The organism is Nocardia salmonicida NBRC 13393, from assembly GCF_001613085.1.
GTDB classification, from domain to species: domain Bacteria; phylum Actinomycetota; class Actinomycetes; order Mycobacteriales; family Mycobacteriaceae; genus Nocardia; species Nocardia salmonicida.
Genome location: NZ_BDBR01000050.1, coordinates 52,720 through 72,484, shown reverse-complemented (window position 1 = coordinate 72,484; position 19,765 = coordinate 52,720). Strand labels below are relative to the sequence as shown.

Annotated in this window: 19 protein-coding genes; 15 read left to right on the top strand and 4 right to left on the bottom strand. The window is 67.9% G+C overall.

The window, feature by feature from the left end; genetic code table 11:
* The 4 genes from infB to NS1_RS33875 all read left to right on the top strand — a co-directional run.
* On the top strand, nt 1-2,196 hold a 2,196-nt coding region (gene infB / locus NS1_RS33890; RefSeq protein ID WP_218019997.1), incomplete at its 5' end, for a translation initiation factor IF-2.
* A gap of 93 nt (nt 2,197-2,289) precedes the next feature.
* Entirely contained in the window at nt 2,290-2,583 is a 294-nt protein-coding gene (locus NS1_RS33885; RefSeq protein WP_056811534.1) for a DUF503 domain-containing protein, read from the top strand.
* An 82-nt stretch (nt 2,584-2,665) separates the two neighbouring features.
* The gene (gene rbfA / locus NS1_RS33880) at nt 2,666-3,112 is read left to right on the top strand and encodes a 30S ribosome-binding factor RbfA (RefSeq protein ID WP_056811530.1); all 447 of its coding nucleotides are present in this window, start codon (nt 2,666-2,668) and stop codon (nt 3,110-3,112) included.
* A 119-nt stretch (nt 3,113-3,231) separates the two neighbouring features.
* A complete protein-coding gene (locus NS1_RS33875; protein ID WP_056811527.1) occupies nt 3,232-4,230 on the top strand; it encodes a DHH family phosphoesterase in 999 nt (332 codons plus the stop codon).
* 2 nt (nt 4,231-4,232) lie between these two features.
* Here NS1_RS33875 and NS1_RS33870 read toward each other — a convergent pair whose 3' ends face one another.
* Nucleotides 4,233-5,399, bottom strand: coding sequence for an MFS transporter (locus NS1_RS33870; RefSeq protein ID WP_062991120.1), 1,167 nt, complete (start codon nt 5,397-5,399; stop codon nt 4,233-4,235).
* A 312-nt stretch (nt 5,400-5,711) separates the two neighbouring features.
* Between NS1_RS33870 and NS1_RS33865 the strand changes: the two genes are divergently transcribed.
* Nucleotides 5,712-7,064, top strand: coding sequence for an MATE family efflux transporter (locus NS1_RS33865; RefSeq protein WP_062991139.1), 1,353 nt, complete (start codon nt 5,712-5,714; stop codon nt 7,062-7,064).
* A gap of 1 nt (nt 7,065) precedes the next feature.
* Here the strand turns inward: NS1_RS33865 and NS1_RS33860 are convergent, their stop codons facing one another.
* Nucleotides 7,066-7,374, bottom strand: coding sequence for a putative quinol monooxygenase (locus NS1_RS33860; RefSeq protein ID WP_062991118.1), 309 nt, complete (start codon nt 7,372-7,374; stop codon nt 7,066-7,068).
* A gap of 90 nt (nt 7,375-7,464) precedes the next feature.
* Here NS1_RS33860 and NS1_RS33855 point away from each other — a divergent pair, with 90 nt between their 5' ends.
* From NS1_RS33855 to truB, 4 genes are all read left to right on the top strand, one after another.
* A complete protein-coding gene (locus NS1_RS33855; protein WP_062991116.1) occupies nt 7,465-7,767 on the top strand; it encodes an ArsR/SmtB family transcription factor in 303 nt (100 codons plus the stop codon).
* Nucleotides 7,768-7,809: 42 nt separating this feature from the next.
* Complete coding sequence (locus tag NS1_RS33850; RefSeq protein ID WP_157125532.1) at nt 7,810-8,766, top strand: metallophosphoesterase family protein; 957 nt, start codon at nt 7,810-7,812, stop codon at nt 8,764-8,766.
* Between the two features lie 157 nt (nt 8,767-8,923).
* Nucleotides 8,924-9,595, top strand: coding sequence for a 4'-phosphopantetheinyl transferase Npt (gene npt / locus NS1_RS33845; protein ID WP_062991112.1), 672 nt, complete (start codon nt 8,924-8,926; stop codon nt 9,593-9,595).
* Nucleotides 9,595-10,527 (top strand): tRNA pseudouridine(55) synthase TruB, encoded by a 933-nt coding sequence (gene truB / locus NS1_RS33840; RefSeq protein WP_062991110.1) that lies wholly within the window; start codon nt 9,595-9,597, stop codon nt 10,525-10,527. Before npt ends, truB begins: the two co-directional genes overlap by 1 nt.
* A 92-nt stretch (nt 10,528-10,619) precedes the next feature.
* Here truB and NS1_RS33835 read toward each other — a convergent pair whose 3' ends face one another.
* The gene (locus NS1_RS33835; RefSeq protein WP_255284797.1) at nt 10,620-12,239 is read right to left on the bottom strand and encodes an FAD/NAD(P)-binding protein; all 1,620 of its coding nucleotides are present in this window, start codon (nt 12,237-12,239) and stop codon (nt 10,620-10,622) included.
* On the opposite strand from NS1_RS33835, the gene NS1_RS33830 reads away from it, so the two are divergent.
* The 3 genes from NS1_RS33830 to NS1_RS33820 all read left to right on the top strand — a co-directional run bounded on the left by NS1_RS33830 (nt 12,240) and on the right by NS1_RS33820 (nt 14,830).
* Entirely contained in the window at nt 12,240-13,355 is a 1,116-nt protein-coding gene (locus NS1_RS33830; protein ID WP_062991137.1) for a LuxR C-terminal-related transcriptional regulator, read from the top strand. It abuts the gene before it with no gap.
* Between the two features lie 93 nt (nt 13,356-13,448).
* Nucleotides 13,449-13,871 (top strand): EF-hand domain-containing protein, encoded by a 423-nt coding sequence (locus tag NS1_RS39575; RefSeq protein ID WP_062991106.1) that lies wholly within the window; start codon nt 13,449-13,451, stop codon nt 13,869-13,871.
* Nucleotides 13,872-13,987: 116 nt separating this feature from the next.
* A complete protein-coding gene (locus NS1_RS33820) occupies nt 13,988-14,830 on the top strand; it encodes a hypothetical protein (RefSeq protein ID WP_062991104.1) in 843 nt (280 codons plus the stop codon).
* Nucleotides 14,831-14,849: 19 nt separating this feature from the next.
* Here the strand turns inward: NS1_RS33820 and NS1_RS33815 are convergent, their stop codons facing one another.
* Nucleotides 14,850-15,611, bottom strand: a complete 762-nt coding sequence (locus NS1_RS33815; RefSeq protein ID WP_255284796.1) for a metal-dependent transcriptional regulator — start codon at nt 15,609-15,611, stop codon at nt 14,850-14,852.
* A 101-nt stretch (nt 15,612-15,712) separates the two neighbouring features.
* Between NS1_RS33815 and NS1_RS33810 the strand changes: the two genes are divergently transcribed.
* From NS1_RS33810 to NS1_RS33800, 3 genes are all read left to right on the top strand, one after another.
* Nucleotides 15,713-16,681, top strand: a complete 969-nt coding sequence (locus NS1_RS33810; protein WP_062991102.1) for a bifunctional riboflavin kinase/FAD synthetase — start codon at nt 15,713-15,715, stop codon at nt 16,679-16,681.
* A 126-nt stretch (nt 16,682-16,807) separates the two neighbouring features.
* Nucleotides 16,808-17,077: a 30S ribosomal protein S15 gene (gene rpsO / locus NS1_RS33805; protein WP_056811493.1), complete on the top strand. Its 270-nt coding sequence runs from the start codon at nt 16,808-16,810 to the stop codon at nt 17,075-17,077.
* Nucleotides 17,078-17,475: 398 nt separating this feature from the next.
* Nucleotides 17,476-19,752 carry a polyribonucleotide nucleotidyltransferase gene (locus NS1_RS33800; protein WP_062991100.1) on the top strand — a complete coding sequence of 759 codons (2,277 nt, stop codon included), beginning with the start codon at nt 17,476-17,478 and terminating at the stop codon, nt 19,750-19,752.
* Nucleotides 19,753-19,765: the final 13 nt, after the last annotated feature.

Below are 19,765 nucleotides of genomic sequence, written 5' to 3'. Positions count from 1 at the left end.
GGTTCGATGCCTCCGCGTCCGAATCCCGGTGCGATGCCCGCACGTTCGGCACGTCCTGCCCCCGGTGGCGCGGGTCGTCCCGGTGGCGGCGGTCGTCCCGGTGGCGCTCCCGGTGGTGGCGGCGCAGGCCGTCCCGGTGGTGGCGGCGGTGGCGGTTACCGCGGTGGCGGTGGCGGTGCCCCCGGTGCTCCGGGTGCGGGTGCTCCCGCGGCCGGTGGTTTCCGTGGTCGTCCCGGTGGCGGCGGCGGTCGTCCCGGTGGTCCCGGTGGCCGTGGTGGCGCCGCGGGTGCCTTCGGTCGTCCCGGTGGCGCGGTTCGCCGTGGCCGTAAGTCGAAGCGGGCGAAGCGCGCCGAGTACGAGAACATGCAGGCTCCCGCCGTCGGTGGCGTGCGGCTGCCCCGCGGCAACGGCGAGATCATCCGCCTCGCCCGTGGCGCGTCGCTGTCGGACTTCGCCGAGAAGATCGACGCGAACCCCGCTGCTCTCGTGCAGGCACTGTTCAACCTCGGCGAGATGGTCACCGCGACCCAGTCGGTGAACGACGAGACCCTCGAGCTGCTCGGCGGCGAGATGAACTACGTCGTCCACGTGGTCAGCCCCGAGGACGAAGATCGCGAACTGCTGCAGTCGTTCGACCTCACCTACGGCGAAGACGCCGGCGGCGAGGACGACCTCGAGCACCGTCCGCCGGTCGTGACCGTCATGGGTCACGTCGACCACGGTAAGACCCGACTGCTCGACACGATCCGTAAGGCCAACGTCGCTGAGGGCGAGGCCGGTGGCATCACCCAGCACATCGGTGCCTACCAGGTGCTCACCAACCTCAACGACGAAGAGCGCTTGATCACCTTCATCGACACCCCGGGTCACGAGGCGTTCACCGCCATGCGTGCTCGTGGTGCGAAGGCCACCGATATCGCGATCCTCGTGGTCGCGGCCGACGACGGCGTCATGCCGCAGACGGTGGAAGCGATCAACCACGCCCAGGCCGCGGATGTGCCGATCGTCGTCGCGATCAACAAGATCGACAAAGAGGGTGCGAACCCGGACAAGATCAAGCAGCAGCTCACCGAGTACGGCCTGGTCACCGAGGAGTACGGCGGCGACACCATGTTCGTCAACATCTCGGCCAAGCAGGGCACCAACATCGATCAGCTGCTCGAAGCAGTGCTGCTGACCGCGGATGCCTCGCTCGACCTGCGGGCCAACCCGGACATGGACGCCCAGGGTGTCGCCATCGAGGCGCACCTCGACCGCGGCCGTGGCCCCGTTGCCACCGTGCTCATCCAGCGCGGCACGCTGCGCGTCGGTGACTCGATCGTGGCGGGTGACGCCTACGGTCGCGTCCGTCGCATGGTCGACGAGCACGGCGCGGACGTCCACGCGGCGACCCCGTCACGTCCGGTTCAGGTCATCGGTTTCACCTCCGTCCCCGGCGCTGGTGACAACCTGATCGTGGTCGAGGAAGACCGTATCGCCCGTCAGATCGCCGATCGCCGCAATGCGCGTAAGCGCAACGCGCTGGCCGCTCGCAGCCGCAAGCGGATCAGCCTGGAAGATCTGGATGCCGCTCTGAAGGAGACTTCGGAGCTCAACCTGATCCTCAAGGGCGACAACTCCGGTACCGTCGAGGCCCTCGAAGAGGCCCTTCTCGGTATCGAGATCGACGACGAGGTGCGTCTGCGCGTCATCGACCGCGGTGTCGGTGGCGTCACCGAGACCAACGTCAACCTGGCGTCGGCCTCCAACGCGATCATCATCGGCTTCAACGTCCGCGCGGAGGGCAAGGCCACTGAGCTGGCCAACCGCGAAGGCGTCGACATCCGGTACTACTCGGTCATCTACCAGGCGATCGACGAGATCGAGAAGGCCCTCAAGGGCATGCTCAAGCCGATCTACGAAGAGGTCGAGCTGGGCCGCGCCGAGATCCGCGCGATCTTCCGTTCGTCGAAGATCGGCAACATCGCCGGTTGCATGGTCACCTCCGGCTCGGTCAAGCGCAATGCCAAGGCGCGCCTGATCCGTGACGGTCGAGTGGTCGCGGAGACGATGACCATCTCCTCGCTCAAGCGGGAGAAGGACGACGCTCCTGAGGTTCGCGAAGGTTTCGAGTGCGGTATGACCGTCACCTACAGCGACATCAAGGACGGCGACATCATCGAGGCTTACGAGCTTCGTGAAAAGCCGCGCGACTGATCAACGCAATACCGTTCGACCCACGCCGCATCCGATTCTTCGGGTGCGGCGTGGGGTCTTGCGGGATCCCCATCTACCAGGAGGTGAGCACCGCTGTTCATCGGTGCGCTCGAATTCGATCTACTGCTCGGTGACGTGCATTCGCTCAAGGAGAAGCGGTCGGTGATCCGGCCGATCCTCGCCGAGCTACAGAAGCGCTTCGGCGTGAATGCCGCCGAAGCCGGAGATCAAGACCTGCACCGCCGGGCCCTGCTCGGTGTGGCCATGGTCAGTGCGGAAACGGGACACCTGAACGAGGTGCTCGACAAGTGTGAGCGGCACGTTGCCGCGCGTCCGGAGATAGAGTTGCTGGCAGTACGCCGCCGGATCTTCGGACCCGAAGACTAGGCTGCGGCACGGGTGTCACGGGTCCGCCAGGCGCAAGCCTGCGTAGGACCCCACCCGCGCCGCCGAAGAGAGGAGCTCAGCCATGGTTGATCAAGCCAGGGCACGCCGGCTCGCCAAGCGGATTTCCGCGATTGTGGCCACCGCGATCGAATACGAGATCAAAGATCCGCGGCTGCGGTTCGTCACCGTCACCGATGCCAAGGTGACCGGCGATCTGCGCGAGGCGAATATCTATTACACGGTGATGGGTGAGACCATCGACGCCGAACCCGACTACGCCGAAGCCGCGGCCGGGCTCGACGCGGCCAAGGGCGTGTTGCGGTCCAAGGTGGGCGCCGGTACCGGAGTGAAGTTCACCCCGATCCTGTCCTTCACGCTGGACAAGGTTCCCGAGGTGGCCCGCGAGATGGAAGAGTTGCTCGCCAGGGCTCGCGCCATCGACGACGAGGTGGCCAAGGTCGCCGCCAACGCCAAGCACGCGGGCGACGCCGACCCGTACAAGGTCGATCGCGACGACGAAGACGAGTAGGCAGGCATGTCCGGTCATCGCCCGGGGGCGGTAGCTCGAGTGACCACGCAGGGCGTCGCGTCCTGCCGGGTGGGCACCGCCCTGTCCGGCCGTGGACCGTTGGCCTGCGTGGACGCCGGATGACCAGCGTCCGCGACGGGACCGAACTGGGCGCGGCCGTCGCCGCATTGGCGGCGGCGCGTTCGGTGACCGTCCTGTGCCATGTGCAGCCCGATGCCGACACCGTCGGGAGCGGGCTCGCGCTGGCCATGGCGCTGCACCGGCGCGATATACCGGTGTGCGTGTCCTTCGCCGAGCCCGCCGAGCTGCCGGCCTCGCTGCGCACCCTGCCCGGCGTGCAGTTGGTCGTGCCACCGGCGCAGGTGCCGCGCGAGGTCGATCTGTTGATCGTCGTCGACTGTGGCGCGCGCAGCCGCCTCGGTGCGCTGGCCGACCGATTACCCGGCGCGGCAATGACATTGGTGATCGATCACCATCGCGCCAACGACGGCTTCGGCACCGTCGACCTGATCGACGAATCCGCGGCCTCGACCACCGAACTGGTGACCCGGCTTCTTGACGCCTGGGGCGTGGAGATCGACGCCGATATCGCGCACTGCCTGTTCGCGGGCCTGGTCACCGACACCGGTTCGTTCCGCTGGGCTCGTTCCGGCAGCCATGCCATGGCAGAGCGGTTGCTCGCCACCGGCATCGACGGCACCGAGATCACCCGCGTCCTGCTCGACACCCACCCCTACGCCTGGCTCCCGATGCTGTCGAAGGTGCTGTCGACGGCTGTGGTCGTGCCGTCCGCGGCCGGTGTCGGCCTGGTCTACGCGCTGGTCCGCGCCGCCGACACCCACGACGTCGGCCCCGAAGAGGTCGAAAGCGTCATCGATGTCATCCGCACCACCGCCGAAGCGGGCATCGCCGCCGTGTTCAAGGAGGCCCGCGGCCACAACGACCGCTGGACCGTCTCGCTGCGCTCCCGCGACTCCGCCCCCGGCCGCACCGACGGCGTCGACGTCGCCGCGGTCGCCGGCGTTTTCGGCGGCGGCGGCCACCGCTTCGCCGCGGGCTACACCACCTACGGCAACGCCGAAGATGTTGTGCGCGCACTGATCGCCGCGCTGGGCTGACCCTAGGTCGCGGCGACCGTCTCGTCGCGTCGTAGGCGCAGCGTCAGCGGGACGCCGAGGATCGTTGCGGTGGCGCAGAGGGTGAAGGCCAGGGCGGGCTGGTCTACGAGGAGGCCGGTCAGGCCTGCTACGACGAGGCCGCCGAGGTTGCCGGTCATCCAGATGAGGCCTGCGGCAGTGCCTTCCGCGGCGCCGGTGTGGCGTTCGGCCATGGACAGGACGATCGGGAGGGCGGGCAACAGTGTCAGGCCGATGAGGACGAACGCCAGGAAACCTGTCGCCAGGCCGGGGGCTATGGCCACGAGCAGGCAGGCGGCGGCGCTGGCGGTGAGGCCGACCATCACGGCGGGTAGTTCGACGCCGCGGCGCAGGACCGCGACCGGTATCACCGCGCAGCCGACGACACCGGCGAGGACATTCATCAGCAGGACGATGCTGGCTGCGTCGGCGCTCACGCCGGACGGCTCCAGCAGTGCCTGACCATAGGTCGCCAGCGCGACGAACGTGCCGAAGGGGAAGAACACGGCGACGCAGAGTCGGCGCACATATCGGTCGCCGATGGTCGCTCGCAGGGTGCTGAGCGAGGTCGAGGTGCTCGCCGCGGGTCCGGTGCCCGCGCGCAGCAACTCGACGGTCAGCGCGATCGCGGCCAGGGCGGCGAAGATCGTGCCGATGGCGGTGAGGGTGATGAGCTGGCTTTCGGCGGGCAGCGCCGCGCCGAGAACGAACGCCGCCGCCATACCGGCGAAGGTGCTCGCGGTGCCGACCGCGATGCCGGTCGGCCGGTCCTTCTCCTCGAGATAGTGCCCGGAGATTCCGGTGATGGCGTTGAGCACCAGCGGTTGGGCGATCGCGACGACGGTCTGACCGATGAGCACGATCGCGAAACCGCTGTCGAGCAGGCGCAGCGCCGCACCGATCGCGGTGAGTGCCGCTCCGGCGATCAAACTGGGCCGAAACCAGCGATCCAGTGCGATTCCGGCGGGAACGGCCAGGACGACGTACAGCAGCGGGAACATATTGGCCAGCCACCCGACCGCGGACTCGGACACCCCGAAGTGCTCGGCGGCCACGGTCGTCACCGGAGCGTAGGTGAGCCACACCAGCTGTGTTGCCGCACCTACCAGAGCGAATGCCGTGATCACCCGCCATCGCTGCACAAACACCATCGTCGATCCTGAGTTGTTCGGGCGAACCGGGCGTCCGCGGTGTGACGTCATCCGCCCGAGTTGGGCGAACGACCAGTATCGCTGTCCATCCTGCTCGCCGTCCACACTTCGTCGCCGCGATTTCGTGCTGATCTGTGGATGTCCGCACAGCTGTCGATCGGCGATTATCGCAGGCTCACGGCGAGGTTGCGGGTGTGGCACTTCGTGGGTGATCGGTGTTGTCGGTGCCATGTGTCACCATCGGCGGGTCGGCGGCATTCGCGCCAAGGTTTCGTAGTGCTGTGGGAGGTCGGTGTGGAGTCCGCTGAGTCGATGGAGGAAGCCGCGTCCGGCGGCGAGGTCGACCGGGCGGGGCCACGGCGCATTCTCGGCATCGCCGTGCCCACGCTGGGAGTGTTGGTCGCCGAGCCGCTGTATCTGCTCTTCGACATCGCGGTGGTCGGCAGGTTGGGGGCGCTGGCTCTGGCCGGGCTGGCCGTCGGCGCGGTGATCCTCGGGTCGGTGAGCACCCAGTTGACGTTCCTGTCCTATGGAACGACCGCGCGCGCGGCCCGCAGACACGGTGCGGGGGACCGGACGGGTGCGGTCGAGGAAGGCGTGCAGGCCAGTTGGGTGGGTGCGGCGGTCGGTCTGGTGATCGTGGTGGTGATCCAGCTGTTCGCGGAGCCGTTGTGTTCGGTGCTGTCCGGAGGTGGGGAGATCGCCGACGAGGCGCTGATCTGGGTGCGGATCGCGTTGTTCGGCGTGCCGCTGATCCTGCTGTCGATGGCGGGCAACGGGTGGATGCGTGGCGTGCAGGACGTGCGACGGCCGCTGACGTATGTGGTGGTGGGACTGGCACTCTCGGCTGTGCTGTGTCCGGTCCTGGTGTACGGACTGCTCGGTGCGCCGCGGATGGAACTGGCCGGTTCCGCGGTGGCGAACCTCGTCGGTCAATCGGTCTCCGGCGTCCTGTTCGCCTATGCCCTGCTGCGCGAACGTGTTTCGCTGCGCCCACAACCCGCGGTGATGCGCGCCCAACTCGTTCTCGGCCGCGACCTCATCGTGCGCAGCCTGTCGTTCCAGGTCTGCTTCGTCTCCGCCGCCGCGGTGGCCGCCCGTTTCGGCGCCGCGTCCGTCGCCGCCCACCAGCTGGTCCTGCAACTCTGGAATTTCCTCGCCCTGACCCTGGATTCACTCGCCATCGCCGCTCAGACCCTGGTCGGCGCGGCCCTCGGCGCGGGAAACGCGCACGGCGCCAAGGGCATCGCCCGCAGGGTCACGGTCTGGTCCGAGATCTTCGCCCTGCTCCTGGCCGCCGTTTTCGCCGCGGGCGTGACCGTGATCCCCTTGCTGTTCACCGACGACCCCCAGGTCCTCGACCGCGCCCACGTCATCTGGTGGTTCTTCGTCGCCATGATTCCGGTCGCCGGTGCGGTGTTCGCCCTCGACGGCGTCCTGCTCGGCGCGGGCGACGCCGCGTTCCTGCGCACCGCGACCCTCGTCGCCGCCCTGACCGGCTTCCTTCCCTTGATCTGGCTGTCGCTGATCTTCGACTGGGGCGTCGCGGGAATCTGGTCGGGTCTGGTCGCCTTCATGCTGCTGCGGTTGGTCGCGGTCCTCGCCCGAGCGAAGTCGGGCCGCTGGGCCAGGGTGGGCGCCGACATACCGAGCGGGGCGGCCTGACTCAGCGCGGGTAGGGGCTGAGCATGTCGATCCAGCGGATGTCCAGATCGCGGGTCAGATAGTCCAGGCGGGAGTTCCAGAAGTCCCGCATGCGGGGCAGGGCCAGGTGCCGGTCGAGGTCGGCTTTGCTGCGCCAGACCTCGTAGAAGACGAAGACCGACGGGTCGTCGCTGTCGACGTGGAAGTGGTATTCGAGGCAGCCTGGTTCGGCACGGGTCGGTTCGACGAACGAGAGCAAGAGTTCGCGCAGGTCGTCGCGGCGTTCGGGTTTCGGGTGGGCGAATCCCACCAGGGCGTAGGTGCCCGGCATGATGCTCCTTAGGTACGATGTTCTACGTACCTAAGGACGGTAGGCGGCGGTTAGGTATGACGCAAGCCGTACCTATGTGGAGGTGGATGGGTGGAGGAAGACCTCGAGCTGGGAGCGGTACTCGGCGCGCTGGCCGATCCGCTGCGGCGTCGCGTGATCACCCTGCTCGCGCTGGATCCCGCCGATGGGGACCGCAGCTGCTCGTCGTTCGACTTGCCGGTGACGAAGGCGACCCGCACCCACCACTTCCGGGTGCTGCGCGAGGCGGGACTGGTCCGGCAGGTGAATTACGGCAATCGCAGCACCGTCGTCCTGCGGCGGGCCGATCTCGACGCACGGTTTCCCGGGCTGCTCGAGCTGCTCGTCGCCGAAGCCTCCGACGCGCAGGGGTGAACCCGCCGGTGCCGCCGGCCCGGAGTGTGCCACTGTGGACAGGTGATTCCGAAGTTGATGGCGGTCAGCGATGTGCATGTGGGGCATCAGGGCAACAAGCCTGTGGTGGAGCAGATCGTTCCCGATTCGCCCGAGGACTGGCTGATCGTCGCCGGTGATGTGGGGGAGAAGGCCGAGGAGGTGCGGTGGGCGCTGGAGTTGTTGCGCGGCCGCTTCGCCAAGGTGATCTGGGTGCCGGGCAACCACGAGCTGTGGACCACGCCGAAGGATCCGGTGCAGATGCACGGCGCCGCTCGCTACGACTATCTCGTCGCGATGTGTCGTGACCTCGATGTGGTCACCCCGGAGGACCCGTTCCCGGTGTGGACGGGCTCGGGCGCCGAGAAGTACGGCGGCCGGGTCACCCTGGCGCCGATGTTCCTGCTCTACGACTACTCGTGGCGACCGGCGGGCACGAACACCAAGGCGGAGGGATTGGCGCTGGCGCGCGAACGCAATGTCGTCGCCACCGACGAGTTCCTGCTGACCCCCGACCCGTACCTCACCCGCGATGCCTGGTGCCACGCTCGTGTCCAGTACACCCAGCGCCGCCTCGACGCGCTGCCCGCGGAAACGCCGCTGGTGATGATCAACCACTTCCCCCTGGTCCGCCAGCCCACCGACATCCTGTTCTACCCGGAGTTCTCGCTGTGGTGCGGGACGGACCTGACCGCCGACTGGCACACCAGCTACAACGTGGTCTGCTCGGTCTACGGCCACCTCCACATCCCCCGCACCACCTACTACGACGGTGTCCGCTTCGAAGAGGTCTCCCTCGGCTATCCGCGCGAATGGAAACGCCGGGGCATGCCGGAACCGCTGCTGCGCCAGATCCTGCCCGAACCGGTCTACGCCGACGGTGACCTGAACTCCTGGGGCGGCCACTTCAAGGTCACCCCGGAGATGGAAGCCGCAGCCGCCGAGATGCGCGAAAAGGCCGAGCGCCGGCGAGGCATCTGATCAGCGAATTTGCAAGAAGACGAGCCGCCTGATTTCGTAAGGACATCGGTAACTCACCGGGCACGAGCAAACCCGCCCACCCCCGGTACCGCCAGACGCCAACGCTGCCCGACCAGCGCCTAGATCTGGCTTGAATACGCGGAGAGGCGGAACAGCAGTGCTGGAGAGGATTTTGCCGAGGAGTGTGGCTTCGGCGGAGCTGCTGGTGTTTCCGGAGGACTTGAAGGCGCATCCCGCCGAAGAGCACCTCATCGCCAAATCCGTGGAGAAGCGTCGCCGGGATTTCATCGGCGCCCGGCACTGTGCGCGCCTGGCCCTCGAGCAGCTCGGTGAGCAGCCTGTCGCGATCGGCAAGGGCGAACGCGGAATGCCGCTGTTCCCGCGCGGCATCGTCGGCAGTCTCACCCATTGCGACGGTTACCGGGCCGCGGCGACGGCGCATTCACTGCGTTTCCGCTCGGTCGGCATCGATGCCGAACCGCACGACACCCTGCCCGACGGCGTGCTCGATTCGGTCAGTCTGCCCGCCGAACGCGAGTGGCTGTCGGACACGCCGGGCGAGGGCCTGCACCTGGATCGGCTGCTGTTCTGTGCCAAAGAGGCCACCTACAAGGCGTGGTTCCCGCTGACGCTGCGCTGGCTCGGTTTCGAGGACGCGCACATCACCTTCGAGATCGACTCCCGCACAGACGATGCGGGCTCGGGTACCTTCCACACGACGCTGCTGGTGCCCGGGTTGACGAACGACGGCGGCGCCGCGCTGACCGAGTTCGACGGCAACTGGTTGATCGCCGACGGGCTGATCCTGACCGCGATCGCGCACGGCTGATGGCAGCACGGGTGTCGCGGGTGGGCGAGCTCGGCGGTCTCGTGATCGTCGACAAGGACAGCGGGCTCACCAGCCACGATGTCGTGGCGCGCAGCCGGAAACTGTTGCAGACCAGGAAGGTCGGCCACGCGGGCACCCTCGACCCGATGGCCACCGGCGTGTTGGTGCTCGGGGTGGAGCGGGCCACGAAACTGCTGGGCCAACTGCTCCTCACCACCAAGGCCTACACCGCGACGATCCGGCTCGGCCAGGCTACGAACACCGACGACGCCGAGGGTGAGGTCACCGAGACCACTCCGGCACTGCACGTCACCGACGACGAGATCGCGGCCGGTGTCGCGGCGCTGACCGGGGACATCGAGCAGGTCCCCGCCACGGTGAGCGCCATCAAGGTCGACGGTGAACGGGCCTACGCGCGCGTGCGCGCGGGCGAAGAGGTGCAACTGGCCGCCCGCCCTGTCACGGTGTCGCGCTTCGACATCCTGGCCCGGCGCGACGTCGCCGACGGCGAATTCGTGGATCTCGACGTCACGGTCGAATGCACCTCCGGCACCTACATCCGCGCCCTGGCCCGCGACCTCGGCGCGGCCCTCGGTGTGGGCGGTCACCTGACCGCCTTGCGCCGCACCAGAGTCGGCCCTTTCACCCTCGAACACGCCCGCACCCTCGAAGAACTCGCGACCGCCGCCGAAGCCGAGCAGCCCCTGCTCAGCCTCGACATCGACGCCGCCGTCCGTACCGCCTTCCCGCTTCGCGACATCGACGAATCGCAGGCCACCGACCTGCGCACCGGCCGCTGGCTCGAACCTGTCGGCATCAAGGGCGTCTACGCCGCCATCGACCCACGGGGCCGGGCCATCGCGCTCCTGGAGGAGAGCGGAAAACGCGCGGGCTCGGTGATGGTGGTGCGCCCCAGAGGAATCGGCGACTGACGAACGGTTGTCGGTCGATGCTTCGACGGTCGATGCTCACTGTCCGGCCACCGGCGAGATCGGTGCCCGGGCTACCGAACCCGCCCGCCGCGTCAGATGTCCACGGGTAGGCCGGATTCCTTCGTCAGGTGTTCGGCCAGCAGTGCCGCTTCGGCGGCGAGGCCGGGCGGGTTGGTGGCGATGAACATCGAATCCGCCGCCAGGTTGCCGAGGACATGCCAGGTGCCGGCGTGTAGCGCACGGGTGTGTGGTTCTGCCCGGAGACCGCCGGTGGGCGCGAATTCAGCGGTGCCGCTGCCGAGAAGGCGTGCCATCAGCGACTCGGTGTCCTGCGGGGTGACATAAGCGGGTGGGTTCACGGCGTTGATCACGATGTCGGCCGTCCACACGGATTCGTCCGTCATCGTGAACCCGATGTCGTCCACCGCGATCGCGGTGAGTCCGGTTCGCAACCGGACCTGGCCCGAATTCAGCAGGCGCAGCAGGATTTCCGCGTTGTGTGGGACCATCGGTGAGCTGAGGCTGCTGATCGTGCGGTAGTGATCGGTACGCAGCATCCTCCGGTCGGCGTCGGTCATGGCAGGCCACAGGATCGGGCCCATCGTGCGAATCGCCATCGTGAGCAGGCGCCGACCCAGCAGGGCGGAGTCGACATCGGCGAGCTGACGGCGCAGGCGAAGCACCGGGTCCTCGGCACCGGTCGCGCGGATCTCGGCGGCGAACTCGTCGAAATCCTCACCCAGGTCGGCCAATTCGGCACGCAGCAGTGCGACCACCGCGGTGAACTCGACCGGGCCGCCCGCGGCCAGGTCCAGTGCGGCGGCCGGGATGAGGTGTCGCGGCGCCAATGGTCGTGGACGTTGCTGCACGAACGGCAGGATCCCGCTGCGCGAGAGCAGCGTGATCGGACCTCGATGGCCGTTCTCGGTCAACGCCGCCGTGATGTCGACGGCGGTCAGGCCGCTGCCGATCACCGCGACGTGAGCCTCGGGATCCACCTCGGTGATCGTGCGCACCAGCGGATACGGCTCGTCGAGGTAGCCGGGAGAGCCGGTCAGTCCATACTGGTCGCGGGGACGGCCGCTGCCGACGCAGAGCACCACGCGGTCCACCGGATACAGCACGCCGCCCTCGGTGCGTAGTACCACCGGCTGTTCCCCCGCGACGTCGGTGACCCGGTCGTTCACCACACTGACCTGACATCCGTCGCGACGCAACCGGTCGATCGACGCCCGTGCCGACTGTTCCAGGTAGTCCCCGTACATCGCGCGCGGCACGATCGGCTGCCCCAACCCGGGGTCGAGGAAGCGCACCACATCCGGTCGCCGCGCGAGCCAGTCCTGGAAGTGCCCACGGTCGCTCGCCCGCGCGGACATCAACGCAGGCGGGGCGTTCACGCGCACCGCGGGCACATCGCGCTGATAGGTCCGTCCACGCCACAGCGCCGCGGACCCTTCGAACACGGTGATCGTGCCCGGTGTCCCTTCCGCCCGCGCGAGCGCGTCGAGCGGCCCGACCGCAGCCACTCCCGCACCGATGATCCGATTCTCATATCGACTCCCTGTCGTCGGAGGGCGTTGCCGCGCACTCTCATTCGATGGCGGGCACGACGTCGTGCCCGCTCGGTGATCAGCGTGGTCGCGCCGGAGTCGCTGCGAAATCCCGCGTTCGCGGGATGGTCGGCGAGCACTGAACGCGACGACAATGGGCACATGACCGCCCCGGCTTCGCCTTCCCTGTCCGCTCTGCTCAGCGGGATCGCCGCGGCGCCGGATGCGCACGAGTTGTTCAAGCGGACGTCCACCCGATTGCGCCGATCCGTGGGGTTCGATGCCGCGGTGTGGGTAGCCACCGATCCGGTCAACGGGCTGACCACCGCGCCGGTGTGGGTGGAGAACCTGCACGAGGGCGGCTGCGGAACCTACTGGGAGTCAGAGATTTTCGCTGAGCACGTCAACCTGTTCCGCGATCTGGCGGTGGCACAGGTGCCGGTGGCCGGTTTGCGCGCGGTCACAGGCGACCGGCCGACGCTGAGCCCGCTGTATCGAAGTTTCATGCGACCCCGCGGATTCGGCGACGAATTGCGGGCTGTGCTGCGCGTAGACGGCCAGGGCTGGGGGCAGGTGAGCTTGTTCCGGGATCGAGGAAGGCAGGCCTTCGCCGCCGCCGATGTCGCGGTGCTGCAAGCGTTATCGGCCCCGATGGCACGGCGGTTGCGCGGCTTCGCGCGACCGGCGACCACGGGCTGGAACGGCGTCCACGCGCCCGGCCTGCTGCTGTTCGGCGCCGACGGCGCCCTGCTGTCGGTGAACGACGAAGCCCGTGAGCTGCTCGCGCTGATGCCGCCCGGTCCGTCCACGACCACCGACTCCGGCCTCGAATTGCCGTTGCCCGTCTGGATTCTCAGCACGGCGGGGCGCGCGCGTCTCACCGGCGACAGCGCCCGCATCCGTATTCGCACGCTGCCCGGCCGGTGGCTCGTCTGCCACGCCTCGTGTCTGCGCGATGCGCACGGCGAACCGACTACGACAGCGCTGGTGATCGAACACGCGACGCCGTCGGAGGTGGCCGCACTCGTGGCCGCGGCCTATGAACTGACCCGCCGCGAACTCGAAGTCACCGAACTCGTCGCGGCGGGACTGTCCACCGCCGCCATCGCCCGGCACCTGCTGGTATCGGCCCACACGGTGCGCGACCATGTGAAGTCCGTCTTCGACAAGACAGGCGTCACCAGTCGCGGTGAACTCGTCGCGGCCCTGTTCACCGAATACCGGCAACCGGCGGCCGAATCGGTCACACTGCGCGTGGTCGACGGCCAGGCGAGCTGAGAGTCGCCCACTCGTTGTGTGCCGCAACCACTCCCAGGAATCCGTAGAGTGGCGTGACCGGCCGGTGGTGGCCGCGGAAGAGGGATTCGTGAGATGAGTGCAGAGCCGGTCGACACGTTCACGCTGTGGGATCGCGACGGTGACGGGCTGGTGTCGGTGGATGACATCGCCGACGGAATCCGTTCGGCGGGAATCGACGTCGACCGGGAGGCCATCGAGCGGATGGTCGCCGCCGCGGACACCAACGGCGATTTCCTCGTCTCCCGTGCCGAATTCGATGCCGCCGTCGTCGCGGGGCGTATCGAGGTCACCGACGCCGACGCGGCGTTCCGGGTCTTCGACATCAACGGCGACGGCCGGATCTCGGTCACCGAGCTGGAATCGCTGATTCGCCACGTCGGCGCGGGCCACATCGACGAACCGGCCGCCGACCTGCTCGCGGCCGCCGACCAGGACGGCGACGGATACCTCTCGCTCACCGAATTCCGCGTGCTCCTGGATTTCCTGTCGCGCTGACAGTGCCGGGCCATTCCGGTGGCCTCGGCTGTCAGCGGCACTGGGCGTGTCGCTAACGTCCGGTCCGATACCGGCGATAGCGAGGATGTATAGCTTTCGCGGCGGAGGGGCAGACCATGACTGCGATCGGGAAGACCTGGATCGGTGTTCTCGCCGGTGTGACGGTGTTGCTCACGGCGTGTGGGAGCGGTGATCCGCAGGGGCCGGGATCGACCTCGGCGCGCTCGACGGCCAGGGTCACCGCGTCGATACCGATCGCCACTCCCAGCGCTGCTCCCGCCGTGCTCCCCGGCGGGCCCGCGCCTACGGCCAGAGAGGGCGGCCCATCGAAGTCGGTGGGCGCGCCCACCGCTCCGGCGATGACCGCCACGCCGCCAGCGGCCGCGACCGGCACCGTCGTCCTGCGCACCGTGACCCTGTCCGGAGTCCCCGTTCCCGGTGTGCCGGTGCACCTTTCGCTGCAGCAGCCGTGTGATCCGTCGAACAACGACATCCCCCTCGGTGAGACGGTGGAAACAGTGCGCCGCGACGGTGTCACCGACGAACAAGGCCGGGCGGCGTTCACCACCGAGATCGGTTGCTATTACTTCGGGATGACCGCGCCGTCGGGAACGAACCCGGTCCCCGAAGGCATGCACACGCTGTTCCTGGTCACCCCCGGCGGCACGGCCACCGGCGAACTGCGCTTCCAGGACACCCCGCCCGAACCCGCCCCCGCCTGCGCCGAATCCACCATCGAATCCGAACTCGGCGTCGATCCGGGACCCGCCGCCACCATTCCCGACTGCGACGGACAGTGGGGTGTTATCCGCTGGGATACCCCCGGCGACAACCAGCGCCTCATCACCCGCGCGTCGGGAACCTGGACCACCTACGTCAGGTTCCCCCACGACACCTGCTGGACCACCGCCACGGCCGACGGCGTACCGGCTCGCCTGCGCACCTATTTCAACTGCTGATCCGGCGCGCCTCGACCGATCAGGCGGTGAGCCAGATCGCTTCGGCAGCAAGGGTTCCCAGCTCGGTGGGAGTCTCGGACGAGGCGATATGGACGGCGATCGTGCCGGCGAAATCGCGGCGTTCGGCTACTTCGATGGTGGTGTCGAGGGCGATGCCGACGGAGTCGAAATAGCGCAGCATGGCGGGGTCGGAGTCGGAGATGCGGGCGACCCGGCCGGATTCACCCGCGGCGAAGTCGCTGAGTTGACGGGCGGGGGGAGTGGGTACGGCGCCGTCGGTGGAGGGGATGGGGTCGCCGTGGGGGTCGCGGTCGGGGTGGCCGAGTTTCGCGTCGATGCGGGACATGAGCAGGTCCGAGACGGCGTGTTCGAGTACTTCGGCCTCGTCGTGCACCTCGTCCCAGCCGTAGCCGAGTTCGTTCACCAGGAAGGTCTCGATCAGACGGTGTCGGCGCACCATCGCGACCGCGGCGCGACGGCCGTGCTCGGTCAGGGTGATCGCGCCGTAGCGGGCGTGTTCGACCAGGCCCTGATCGGTGAGCTTGCGCACCGCCTCCGACACGGTCGAGGCCGACACGCCGATTCGCTCGGCCAGCAGCTTGGTCGACACCTTCTCCTGCGACCACTCCTGGGCGGTCCAGATGACCTTCAGATAATCCTGTGCCACCGCCGAGAGGTCGGGCGCGATCGTGGCGGCGAGTTCGGCCTGCTCGGCGGGCTGCGTCAGCGCGCTTCGGGTCGCGACATCTCGTTTAGCTGGCACATCACCAATGTTAGGCATCCCTGCCCCGAATAACACATCGGCGAACCGGCACGCCGTGTATCGGTGATCCGGTCACACCGGAATTCTGTTCGGGCACCGCTTTGCGTAGGCTTCGCTCTGTGCAGAGATGGCGAAGTCTCGACGACGTGCCCGCGGACTGGGGGCGTTGCGTTCTCACGATCGGCGTGTTCGACGGGGTACATCGGGGGCACGCGCAGCTGATCAGCCGCGCGGTCGCCGCGGCGGGCAAGCGTGGCGTTCCCTCGGTTCTGATGACCTTCGATCCGCACCCGATGGAGGTTGTGCGACCCGGTTCGCATCCCGCACAGCTGACCACGCTGACCCGCCGCGCGGAGTTGGCCTCCGAGCTCGGGATCGATGTGTTCTGCGTGATGCCGTTCACCCAGGACTTCATGAAACTCACCCCCTCCGAGTACGTGCACGATCTGCTGGTCGAACGGTTGCACGTCACCGAGGTCGTGGTCGGCGACAACTTCACCTTCGGCAAGAAGGCCGCGGGCACCGTCGACACGATGCGCGAACTCGGTGAGCGGTTCGGTTTCGAGGTCGACGGGGTGACCCTGCTCGGCGAACACGCCGTCACTTTCTCCTCCACCTATATTCGTGCCTGCGTCGACGCGGGCGATATGGGCGCGGCGGCCGAGGCGCTCGGACGCCCGCATCGCGTCGAGGGCGTCGTCGTGCACGGCGACGGTCGTGGCCGCGGGCTCGGGTTCCCGACCGCCAATGTCGCCCCGCCGATGCACGCCGCGATCCCCGCCGACGGGGTGTACGCGGGCTGGTTCACTGTGCTCGGGTCGGGCCCGGCCATCGGTGGCGCCTCGCCCGGCGAACGCGCCATGGCCGCGATCTCGGTCGGCACCAACCCCACCTTCTCGGGCCGCGCGCGCACCGTCGAAGCGTTCGTCCTCGACGGTGAGGCCGATCTCTACGGCCAGCACGTCGGTGTCGATTTCGTCGAACAACTGCGCGGGATGCGCAAATTCGACTCCATCGACGATCTGGTCGAGGCCATGGGTCGCGATGTCGAGGAAGCGCGCAAAGTCCTCACCGCCGCCGACGCTTGATCCCGGTTTCACCTCTCGTCAAGGGTCGAGTAAAGTGGCTCCTCGGGTTTGCTGCGGTCCGCGGTGGCGCCCATCCCGGGTAACCGGACCTTCGAGCGCGGAACTGAAAAATAGGAGTCGAGCCACATGGCGCTGACCACTGAGCAGAAGTCGGCAATTCTCGCCGAATACGGCCTGCACCCCACCGACACCGGCTCGCCGGAGGCGCAGATCGCGCTGCTGTCGAAGCGGATCTCGGACCTGACCGAGCACCTGAAGCAGCACAAGCACGATCACCACACCCGTCACGGCCTGCTGGCCCTGATCGGTCGTCGTCGTCGCCTGTCGAAGTACCTGCAGGCCAACGACATCAACCGCTACCGCTCGCTCATCGAGCGCTTGGGTCTGCGTCGCTGATCTGAATCGGACACGCCTCCTCGTCGAGGCGGTCGACACCTGGCCAACGAGAAGAAGTACACTTCTTCTCGTTGGCTATTCGTGTATTCGGGGACCATCGGGTTCCCGGCTGCATTACAACATGTGACAGCCGTATGCATCCGTCCGCGTGGCGTCGGTCTTCGGTAGTGGCCTTTCGGCAGGCGTTGTTCTCGCCGCCGTCGGGCTTCGATCGATGACCGCCTCCGCGTCGCCGCTTCCAAGGGGATACGGCCGGGTGCTGCGCGTGGACGCCAGGAGGGTTTCCACGTGTCCGTGTCCGGTACGGCTGACGACAGCTGGGTTCGCGCCCACCAGGGGAAATGTACGCCTGGAAACGGCAGCGCGACCAGCGAGACGAGAGGTCGAGAGAAGAAAATATGACGCAGACAACTGAACGCCCTTCGACTGCGGTCGAGGTCGAGCCCGGTGTTTTCGAGTCGGTCGCGCTGATCGACAACGGTAGCTTCGGCACCCGCACCATCCGCTTCGAGACCGGCCGGCTGGCCAAGCAGGCCGCCGGCTCCGTCGCCGCCTACCTGGACGACGAGACCATGCTGCTGTCGGCGACCACCGCCGGCAAGTACCCCAAGGACCAGTTCGACTTCTTCCCGCTGACGGTCGACGTCGAAGAGCGCATGTACGCCGCGGGTCGCATCCCCGGCTCGTTCTTCCGTCGCGAGGGCCGCCCCTCCACCGACGCGATCCTGACCTGCCGCCTGATCGACCGGCCGCTGCGCCCGACCTTCATCGACGGTCTGCGCAACGAGATCCAGGTCGTTGTCACCGTGCTGAGCCTGAACCCGGCAGACCTGTACGACGTGGTGGCCATCAACGCCGCTTCGGCGTCGACTCAGCTCTCGGGCATCCCGTTCTCCGGCCCGATCGGCGGCGTTCGCGTCGCCCTCATCGGTGAGCAGTGGGTCGCGTTCCCGACCGTCGAGGAGCTCGAAGGCGCCGTATTCGACATGGTCGTCGCGGGCCGTGTCACCGACACCGGCGACGTCGCCATCATGATGGTCGAGGCCGAGGCCACCGACAAGGTCATCGCGCTGATCGAAGACGGTGCGCAGGCGCCGACCGAGGCCGTGGTGGCCCAGGGTCTGGAAGCCGCCAAGCCGTTCATCGCGCGTCTGGTCCGTGCGCAGGCCGACCTGGCGGCGCTGGCTGCCAAGCCGACCCAGGAGTTCCCGCTGTTCCCGCCGTACGGCCCCGACGTGTTCGAGGCTGTCGAAGGCACCTCGAAGGTCGAGCTGAACCAGGCGCTGAGCATCGCCGACAAGCAGGTTCGCGAAGCCAAGATCGACGAGATCAAGGCCGAGGTGCTTTCCCGTCTGGGTGACGACTTCACCGGCCGCGAGAAGGAACTCGGTGCCGCGTTCCGCTCGGTCACCAAGAAGCTGGTTCGCCAGCGCATCCTCACCGACGGCTTCCGCATCGACGGCCGTGGCCTGGCCGACATCCGTGAGCTGTCGGCCGAGGTCGACGTGATCCCGCGCGCCCACGGTTCGGCGATCTTCGAGCGTGGCGAGACCCAGATCATGGGTGTCACCACGCTGGACATGGTGAAGATGGCGCAGCAGGTCGACTCGCTCGGCCCGGAGACCTCCAAGCGCTACATGCACCACTACAACTTCCCGCCGTTCTCCACCGGCGAGACCGGTCGTGTCGGTTCGCCGAAGCGCCGCGAGATCGGCCACGGCGCGCTCGCCGAGCGTGCGCTGATGCCGGTGCTGCCCTCGCAGGAGGAGTTCCCCTACGCCATCCGTCAGGTCTCGGAGGCGCTGAGCTCCAACGGCTCCACCTCGATGGGCTCGGTCTGTGCCTCGACCCTGTCGCTGCTCAACGCCGGTGTGCCGCTGAAGGCGCCGGTCGCGGGTATCGCCATGGGCCTGGTCTCCGACACCATCACCAACGACAAGGGTGAGGACGAGGTCCGCTACGTCGCGCTCACCGACATCCTCGGCGCCGAGGATGCCTTCGGCGACATGGACTTCAAGGTTGCCGGTACCCGTGACTTCGTCACCGCCCTGCAGCTCGACACCAAGCTCGACGGCATCCCCTCGCAGGTGCTGGCCGGTGCGCTGAACCAGGCCCACGACGCCCGCACCACCATCCTGGACGTGATGGCCGAGGCCATCACCGACCCCGACGAGATGAGCCCCTACGCCCCGCGCGTGACCGCCATCAAGATCCCGGTCGACAAGATCGGCGAGGTCATCGGGCCCAAGGGCAAGATGATCAACCAGATCACCGAGGAAACCGGCGCCAACATCTCCATCGAAGATGACGGCACCGTGTTCGTCGGTGCGACCGATGGGCCGTCGGCCCAGGCCGCGATCGACATGATCAACGCCATCGCCAACCCGCAGCTGCCCAAGGTCGGCGAGCGCTTCCTGGGCACGGTCGTCAAGACCACCGCCTTCGGTGCGTTCGTGTCGCTCCTGCCGGGCCGCGACGGTCTGGTGCACATCTCGAAGCTGGGCAACGGCAAGCGCGTGGCCAAGGTCGAAGACGTGGTCAACGTCGGCGACAAGCTGCGCGTGGAGATCGCCGATATCGACAACCGCGGCAAGATCTCGCTCGTCCCGGTCGAGGACGAGGCTGCCGCGGTCGCCGAGCCGGCCGCTGTCGAGGAGACCGTCGACGCCGAGTAAGCGTCGCAACGTC

Bases quoted from the DNA above. Each gene is read 5' to 3' on its own strand.
- rbfA (WP_056811530.1), top strand. From the start codon at position 2,666: ATGGTTGATCAAGCCAGGGCACGCCGGCTCGCCAAGCGGATTTCCGCG.
- NS1_RS33875 (WP_056811527.1), top strand. From the start codon at position 3,232: ATGACCAGCGTCCGCGACGGGACCGAACTGGGCGCGGCCGTCGCCGCA.
- NS1_RS33870 (WP_062991120.1), bottom strand. From the start codon at position 5,399: ATGGTGTTTGTGCAGCGATGGCGGGTGATCACGGCATTCGCTCTGGTA.
- NS1_RS33865 (WP_062991139.1), top strand. From the start codon at position 5,712: ATGGAGGAAGCCGCGTCCGGCGGCGAGGTCGACCGGGCGGGGCCACGG.
- NS1_RS33860 (WP_062991118.1), bottom strand. From the start codon at position 7,374: ATGCCGGGCACCTACGCCCTGGTGGGATTCGCCCACCCGAAACCCGAA.
- truB (WP_062991110.1), top strand. From the start codon at position 9,595: ATGGCAGCACGGGTGTCGCGGGTGGGCGAGCTCGGCGGTCTCGTGATC.
- NS1_RS33830 (WP_062991137.1), top strand. From the start codon at position 12,240: ATGACCGCCCCGGCTTCGCCTTCCCTGTCCGCTCTGCTCAGCGGGATC.
- NS1_RS39575 (WP_062991106.1), top strand. From the start codon at position 13,449: ATGAGTGCAGAGCCGGTCGACACGTTCACGCTGTGGGATCGCGACGGT.
- NS1_RS33820 (WP_062991104.1), top strand. From the start codon at position 13,988: ATGACTGCGATCGGGAAGACCTGGATCGGTGTTCTCGCCGGTGTGACG.
- NS1_RS33815 (WP_255284796.1), bottom strand. From the start codon at position 15,611: ATGCCTAACATTGGTGATGTGCCAGCTAAACGAGATGTCGCGACCCGA.
- rpsO (WP_056811493.1), top strand. From the start codon at position 16,808: ATGGCGCTGACCACTGAGCAGAAGTCGGCAATTCTCGCCGAATACGGC.
- NS1_RS33800 (WP_062991100.1), top strand. From the start codon at position 17,476: ATGACGCAGACAACTGAACGCCCTTCGACTGCGGTCGAGGTCGAGCCC.